The organism is Mesorhizobium sp. M0293, assembly GCF_040321735.1.
Classification (GTDB): Bacteria; Pseudomonadota; Alphaproteobacteria; order Rhizobiales; family Rhizobiaceae; genus Mesorhizobium.
On sequence record NZ_JAMYSA010000180.1, the window covers coordinates 1 to 7,951 of the forward strand.

Genomic DNA, 7,951 nt, shown 5'->3' on the forward strand with positions numbered 1-7,951 from the left:
ACGAAAACTCGCCAATCTCAACGCCGATTATCTCGAAAATCTCATCCGTCAAAAATCAACGTTAACCTGAAGCGATTCCCCTGGCATCGGCCAGCGCTTCGACTTGAAATTCGAAACGGCTACGGGTTGGCCAAATGCTCCGAAACCTTGGCCTCGATCGCCCTGCCCCAGTCGAGCAGCGGCTTGGCGCGCAAGGTGAAATCGACGAGTTCGTCGACCAGCGCAGCCGTATGGATTCCGGCCGGATCGATGACATGCTGGACGACAAAATGCCGGTTGCGGATGGCGGCGATCAGATCAGCATCGCTGATATGCTCGAAGCCGCGTGGCGTACGCTTCATGCGGCCTTCCGTCTCGAGTTCAAGACAGTTCTTCTTCAACGCCGCCACCAGGGCACGAAACCTGTCCGGCTTTGCCTCGATGGCTTTGCGCATCGCCAGCAGCAGCGCCGGCTCCGGCTGCCACCAGGCAATGTCGGCAAAGCAGCGCTCGAGCCCGATATGCACGTAGAACACGCCCTGCTCCATCTTGGTGCCGTCGGGCGATAGGATGGCCGACAAATGCCTGTTGTAGGGCCGCTTGTCCTTGGCGAAGCGCACGTCGCGATTGATCCGGAACAGCGACTTCTTGCGGTCGCCGCGCAGGCCGAGCCCTGCCTTCGCGAAGCGCTCGGTCAGCGTCTCGACCAGATCGCCGAAGGGATCGCGCAAATCCTTTTCGAAGAGGTCGCGATTCTCCAGGAACCACTCGCGGCTCTGGTGGAAATCCAGCGCCTTCAGGAACGGAATGGCTTTGGGGCCGAAGCCGCTGAACGGTCCGGTCATGCCTTGCCGATCCGCACCAGCCAGGCGTCCTCGTCGATCACCTCGATGCCGAGTTCGCTCGCGAGCTTCAGCTTGGAGCCGGCCCCCGGCCCGGCCACCACCAGATCCGTCTTCGCCGAAACCGAGCCTGCGACCTTGGCGCCGAGGCGCTCCGCCATCGCCTTGGCTTCGGAGCGTGTCATCTTCTCCAGCGAGCCTGTGAACACGACCGTCTTGCCGGCGACCTCGCTGTCGGCCGAGACGTTGACGATATAGGGCTTCGGCTTGACCTGCTTGAGCAGCGCGTCGAGCACGTCGTCATTGCGTTCATTGCCGAAGAAATCGCGCAGTGCATCGATCACCGTGTCGCCGATGCCGTTGACCGACGGGAAAACGCTGTGCGGATCGGCAGCGGCCGCTGTTTCCTTGCCGACGCGGATTAGCTCCTCGATGGTCGAGAAGGTCCGGGCAAGCACCGCGGCCGTCGTTTCGCCGATATGGCGGATGCCGAGCGCGAAGATGAAACGGTCGAGCTCCGGCTCGCGGCGCGAATCGATCGCGGCGAACAGCTTGTCGAGTCCTTCGTAGTTGCGATCCTCGACGCTGCGCACATTCTTGCGCGTCTTGCCCGACGCGGCCTCGCGCTGCCTCGCCTGCTCTTCGCGCCGCTCGGCCAGCGCCCTGGTGACGGCCGGACGACGATCCCTGAGCGTAAAGATATCGGCGGCCGTCTTGATCAGGCCAGCATTGAAGAAGGTGTCGATGTTTTCAGCACCCAGGCCTTCGATGTCCAGGGCGCCGCGTGACACGAAGTGGCGCAATCCTTCCACCGCCTGGGCAGGGCAGATCAGTTCGCCGGTGCAGCGGCGGCGGGAATCTTCCTTGCCGGTTTTCTCGTTGATCTCGCGCGTTGCCGGCGAGCCGCAGATTGGGCAAGTATGCGGGAACTCGTACGGCACCGCATCAGCAGGCCGCTTGTCGATGACGACGCTGACGATCTGCGGAATGACGTCGCCTGCCCGCTGGATCACCACCGTATCGCCGATGCGCACGTCGATGCCGTCGCGGATCGGCTGGCCGCTACTGTCCAGGCCCTTGATGTAGTCCTCATTGTGCAACGTCACGTTCTCGACCACCACGCCGCCAACCGTGACCGGCGCCAATCGTGCCACCGGCGCCAGCGTGCCGGTGCGGCCAACCTGGATGTCGATCTTGAGCAGGGTCGTCATCGCCTGTTCGGCCGGAAATTTGTGCGCGACGGCCCAGCGCGGTTCGCCGGTGACGAACCCCCATCTGCGCTGCAGCTCCAATTGGTCGACCTTGTAGACGACGCCGTCGATGTCGTAGCCAAGCGCCGAGCGCTGCTCTTCGATCCGGTGATAATGCGCGATCAAATCATCGGCCGATTTCGCCCGCACCATCAGCGGACTGACCTTGAATCCCCACTCCGCGAACTTCTGCACCGAATCATACTGGGTCGGAGCAGGATCCGCTGTCGTGTAACCCCAGGCATAGGCGAAGAATTTGAGGTTGCGGCTGGCGGTGACGGACGGATCCTTCTGGCGCAGCGACCCGGCCGCCGTGTTGCGCGGATTGACGTAGTCCTGGCCGCCGACCGCCGCCGAGCGTTGCTTCAGCGCCTCGAATTCCGCATAGGTCATGTAGACCTCGCCGCGTATCTCGATAATCTCGGGCCAGCCCGAGCCTTTCAGCTTCGAAGGAATGTCGGCAATGGTCCTCAAATTGGCGGTGATGTCCTCGCCGACGGCACCGTTGCCCCGCGTCGCACCCTGCACGAACACGCCCTTCTCGTAGCGCAGCGAAGCCGATAGCCCGTCGATCTTCGGCTCGGCCGTGAAGGCGATGTCGAGATCCTTGTCGCGATCGAAGAACCGCCGGCCGCGTTCGATGAAATCGGTGACGTCCTGGTCGGTATAGGCCTTGGCGAGGCTGAGCATCGGCACCGCATGGCGCACCTTGGCAAAGCCTTCCGCCGGGGCTGCACCAACCCTGAGCGACGGCGAATCCTCGCGCACCAGCGCCGGAAAGCGCTCCTCGATGGCAAGGTTGCGCCGCGCCAGCGCATCATACTGCGCGTCGGTGATAACAGGCGCGTCTTCGGTATGGTAGCGCCGGTCGTGCTCGGCGATCTCTTCCGCCAGACGCTTCAGCTCGGCTTCGGCCTCGCTTTCGGTCAGGGCATCGACTGGTTTTTCGGACATGGTTTTGCACCTGGCTGCTGTTGGCCCGGGACAATAGATCAGGATTCGGATGGAAGGGAGCTGAATTCTGACAAAACCACGCTGAAACAGCGGGATGGAGCCATATGCTGACTCTGTTCGGACGCCGAATTTCACCGACCAGAAGCGGCCCGATCGAGAAGTAGCGCCGTCAGGAAGCGCCGGTATTCTCGCGCAGCAGCCGCTCCGCTGCCGCACGTGCCTCGTCGGTGATTGTGGCGCCGGCCAGCATGCGCGCGATCTCTTCCTGCCGCGCCGGCCGGTCCATCTCGGCAATGCCGGTGGCGACACGGTCGGTGGTGCCGGACTTGGAGATCAGGAAATGCGTCGCCGCGCGCGCCGCCACCTGTGGCGCGTGCGTGACCGACAGCACCTGGACGCGCTTCGAAAGCCGGGCCAGCCGCTGGCCGATGGCGTCCGCGACGGCGCCGCCCACGCCGGTGTCGATTTCATCGAAAACGAGCGTCGGCGCCGAGCCACGGTCGGCAAGCGCCACCTTCAGCGCCAAAAGGAAGCGCGAAAGCTCGCCACCGGACGCGACCTTCATCATCGGCCCGGGCCGCGTGCCTGGATTGGTGCGCACCCAGAATTCGATCTGGTCGATGCCCTCTTCCATGCGGCTCTCGGCCTCGCTTTTCATTTCCACAATAAAGGCGGCGCGTTCGAGCTTCAGTGCCGGCAATTCCGCCATGACCGCCTTCGCCAAGCCGATGGCCGCCGCATGACGAAGCGAGGACAGCTGTGCGGCGGCGATGTCGTAGGTCTCGCGCGCCGCCGCGGCCAGCTTTTCCAGCCCGTGCAGGCGCTCCTCGCCGGCATCGAGATCGGCGAGATCGGCGACCATCGTGTCGCGCAGCTGCGCCAGGTCGTCGACGGCGACGCTGTGCTTGCGCGAGGCCGCGCGCAGCGCAAACAGCCGCTCCTCCGCCTTCTCCAGCCGCTGCGGATCATATTCGGTGGCGCGCAGTGCGGCCTCGACACCCGACTGCGCCGCGTCGAGCGACAGCATCGCCTCGTCGAGCGACTTGACCACGTCGTCGAGCAGGCCCGGCGCCTCCGTCACCTTACGTTGCAGCCGTCTCAGCAGGCTGGCCAGCTGCGGCAGGGGCGAGGACGGGCCGGACAGCACATCCTGCGCATCATGGATTTCGGAGGCGATCTTCTCCACCCGCATCATCGACGCGCGCAATTCGGCTAGATCGGTCTCCTCACCCGGCTGCGGATCGAGCTTCGTCAGTTCCGCGACCGCGGCGCGCAGATAGTCGGCCTCGCGCGCGGCCGCCGCCACCTTGGCGCGGTGTCGCGACAGTTCCTGCTCGCAGGCGCGCCAGTGCCGCCATGCCTCGCCCGTCGAGCGGACGGCGCCAAGATGGCCACCGAAGGCGTCGAGCACCTCGCGGTGCGCGCAGGGATCGACCAAAGCGCGTTCATCGTGCTGGCCATGGATCTCGACCAGCGCCCGCCCGACATCGCGCATCAAGGTGACGCTTGAAGGCTGATCGTTGACGAAGACGCGGGTGCGGCCATCCGCCGTCTGCAAGCGGCGCAGGATGATGTCGCCGTCATCCTCGATGGCGTTGTCGGCAAGCAAGGTGCGGGCCGGATGGTTGCGTGGCACGTCGAAGACGGCGATGACCTGGCCTTGCGCCGCACCATGGCGCACCAGCGACGCGTCACCGCGCGCGCCAAGCGCCAGCGACAAGGCATCGAGCAGGATGGATTTGCCGGCGCCGGTTTCGCCGGTCAGCACGGAAAGGCCCGGCTGGAAGTCTATATCCAGCTTCTCGATCAGGACGATATCGCGGATCGACAGTCTGGAAAGCATCAGAACCCGAATCTAGAACGGCACGCGAAATTTGTAGTCGCAGCGCCGCACTATCTTTTTGTTTGAGCACCGGATCAATCCGAAAAAGCGCTACACACGCTCGGTCCGAATGGCTCCAAGCAGGTTCCGCAAAAGTATCGTGCGGTTTTTCGACAAGAACCTGCGACAAACCAGGAGACCAAGCAGACGGCGCGTAGGCGAAGTCCGCGAAGTCTGCTTGGGATCAGGCGCCGGTGATCATCTTTCCGGCCTTGGATATCCACGACCCGGCATTTTCGCGCGGTGCAAGCCCATTGCTCTGCAAGAGCTTGTAGGAATCCTTGTACCACGAGCTATCGGGGTAGTTGGTACCGAGCACCGCAGCGGCAGTCTGCGCCTCGGAGGTCAGGCCCATCGCGTAATAGCTTTCGGTCAGGCGAGCGAGCGCCTCCTCGACATGGCGCGTGTTGGAATAGTTCTCGACGACGGTGCGGAAGCGCTTGACGGCGGCGATGTATTCGCGGCGCTCGAGATAGTAGCGGCCGATCTGCATTTCCTTGCCGGCCAGCTGATCGTTGGCGAAGCGGATCTTTTCCTTGGCGTCGTCGACATATTCCGAGGTCGGCCAGCGCGTCACCAGATCCTGCATCGTCTGCACGGTCTGGCGCGCTTCCTTCTGGTCCTGCGTCACGTCCTTGATCTGGCGGTAGTAGCTCAAGCCGATGATGTACTGCGCATAAGCAGCGTCATCGGTCGACGGATAGAGCGTCAGATAGCGCTTGGCTGAGCCGATCGCCTCGTCATAATTGCCCTGGCGATAATCGGCGAAAGCGCCCATCACCATCGATTTGCGGGCCCACTCCGAATAGGGGTGCTGGCGGTCGACCGCGTCGAACTTGCGGCTCGCCTCCTGCAGGCGTCCGGCGTTGAGATTGGCAAGGCCCTGATTATAGAGAACATCGGCCGGTTCGGTCTGGTCGACATAGGTCGACAGGTCGATATCTTTTTCCGACGACATGCAGGCCGACAGGAACAGCGATGGAACAACCACCGAAAGCGCCAGGAAAACAGCCCTCTGCGGCGCTTTCGATTGACCGACTCGCTTGAAGAACATGATTGGATTCCGCCCTTTCGGCGTTATTTTAAAGTCCGCTGCACGCCGTTGTCTCAAAACTGGTCCCCACTTTTGAGCGCCATGCACTAATCGACGGCAGCAGCCATAAACCATTACCGCCTTGCCCGGCAACGCTATCTCCGGCCAATCGCGCATTTTTGTGGCGGCGGGACACAGCTTCAATATCCATGCAATTTCATTGACAGGTGATGCATCTCTGCAACACGCGTCATACCTCATGGAACCCTAGAAAAATTAAAAAATCAGATCATCCAGGGCGCGTAGAGCGGCGCGTTGACAGCGTTCATCTCGGCGCTGCGGCCACGCTCCCGGCGTGTCGTCTCGACGATTTCGAACGCGGTGCGATCCGACAGCAGGCGGCGCAGTGCCGCTGCATTCATCCTGTGGCCGCCGCGATAGGAACGGAAGCAGCCGATGAAGCGGGCGCCGGCCAAGGCCAGGTCGCCCATGGCGTCCAGCGTCTTGTGGCGCACGAATTCATTGGGATAGCGCAGGCCGCCCATGTTGATCACGCGGTTGTCGTCACCGATCACCAGCGAATTCTCCAGCGAGGAGCCGAGCGCGTAGCCGGCGGCCCACAACCGCTCGACGTCCTTCATGAAACCGAAGGTGCGGGCGCGCGCAATGTCGCGGCGGAAAATATCGGCATTGAGGTCGGACGCGAACAGCTGACGGCCGATTGCCGGGCTTTCGAAGTCGATCTCGATCTCGAAACGGGTGCCGTCATAGGGCCTGAACTCTGCCCACGAGGCGCCATTCTCGATGCGGACCGGCTTGATGACCCTGATATAGCGCCGTTTGACCAACAGCGTCTCGATGCCCGCCTGGTCGATGGCTTCGACGAACGCCATGGCGCTGCCATCGAAGATCGGAACCTCGGAACCATCGATCTCGATTGCGACATTGTCGATACCGAGCCCGAGCAACGCAGCCATGATGTGCTCGACTGTGGCGATGTGCTCGCCGGCGGGATCACCAAGCATGGTGCACAAGTCGGTGGCGCCGACTTCCGAGACCAAGGCCCGGAACTCGCGGCCCTGCTCCGCACCGCTGAAAAGCTGAAAAACGATGCCGGTGTCGGCATCCGCCGGCATGAAGCTGATGGAAACTTCCTTGCCGCTGTGGACGCCGGTGCCGGTAAGCGACGCGCGCGTCTTCAATGTCGTCTGATAGTCGTGCAAGACAATCCCCATAAGCCCGTAATGCCTAGGTCCGCTTCTCCAGCCCGAGGGCGCGGCTCTTGTGTGAATCGGCAAGCAGGGCGACTTCCCCCGAAATCCTAGCAAACCGACGATGGTAGGCGGCGAAGATAATGTCCCGTCAGGGAGACTCCAAATCACGGTTTCTTACTCTGTGTAACCGCAAACTGGAATGGGCACGACTTAGTAAGTGCTTGAAATTACACCCCTTAAAACGTTAACAGGCAAGCGATCCCTCGCTTGCCTGTTAACAAATGTTACAGTCCGTTTACCAATCAGTTGGCCTGGCGGCGCAGGAACGCCGGAATCTCCAGCTGATCGTCTTCCTGAGTCGCCCTCACCTGCGGTGTCAGGCGGCCCTGATCGTCGAGCTGACCACGGCGCGGCGCGTAGAGCTGCGCATCCTGGCTGGCGAGACGGCGCACTTCGGGTGCGGCCTGGCGCAGCTTGGGTTCGCGCGGCTGCGCCGGCTGGAGCCGTGCAGGCTCTTCTTCGCGACGGGTCAGGCCGTTGGTCAGGCGCTTCAGCAGGCCCATCGGCCCGCTGTTGTTTTCGTGGTCGGTCGGGCGGCTCTTGGCATCCACCTCGGCCTTGACGACGGGCGGAAAGTCCTCGACACGCGGCATACGCTGCGGCGCCATGGCAACCGGCTGCGGGGCTTCGCGCAGCATCTCGCGCGGCTGCGGAGCCGGCTGCATCTGCTGGACCACCGGCTGCGGCATCGGCTGTGCTGGCGGCGCCTGGAAGATCTTGCTCTGCGGGCGGAAATC

Annotated in this window: 5 protein-coding genes and 1 pseudogene; all 6 read right to left on the reverse strand. The window is 62.9% G+C overall.

Translation table 11 applies throughout. The annotated features are described in order from the left end of the window. Positions 1-119: 119 nt before the first annotated feature. Positions 120-824, reverse strand: coding sequence for a DUF2461 domain-containing protein (locus tag NKJ06_RS33250; protein WP_352631687.1), 705 nt, complete (start codon positions 822-824; stop codon positions 120-122). Then, a complete protein-coding gene (gene ligA, locus NKJ06_RS33255) occupies positions 821-3,025 on the reverse strand; it encodes an NAD-dependent DNA ligase LigA (protein WP_352631686.1) in 2,205 nt (734 codons plus the stop codon). Before ligA ends, NKJ06_RS33250 begins: the two co-directional genes overlap by 4 nt. A 169-nt stretch (positions 3,026-3,194) precedes the next feature. Continuing rightward, positions 3,195-4,868: a DNA repair protein RecN gene (gene recN / locus NKJ06_RS33260; RefSeq protein ID WP_352812148.1), complete on the reverse strand. Its 1,674-nt coding sequence runs from the start codon at positions 4,866-4,868 to the stop codon at positions 3,195-3,197. A 223-nt stretch (positions 4,869-5,091) separates the two neighbouring features. Further along, positions 5,092-5,961, reverse strand: a complete 870-nt coding sequence (locus NKJ06_RS33265) for an outer membrane protein assembly factor BamD (protein ID WP_023757017.1) — start codon at positions 5,959-5,961, stop codon at positions 5,092-5,094. A 263-nt stretch (positions 5,962-6,224) separates the two neighbouring features. Continuing rightward, positions 6,225-7,175 (reverse strand): UDP-3-O-acyl-N-acetylglucosamine deacetylase, encoded by a 951-nt coding sequence (lpxC, locus tag NKJ06_RS33270; protein ID WP_352631683.1) that lies wholly within the window; start codon positions 7,173-7,175, stop codon positions 6,225-6,227. A 281-nt stretch (positions 7,176-7,456) separates the two neighbouring features. Beyond that, positions 7,457-7,951: pseudogene (locus tag NKJ06_RS33275) on the reverse strand (cell division protein FtsZ); the annotation flags it as partial.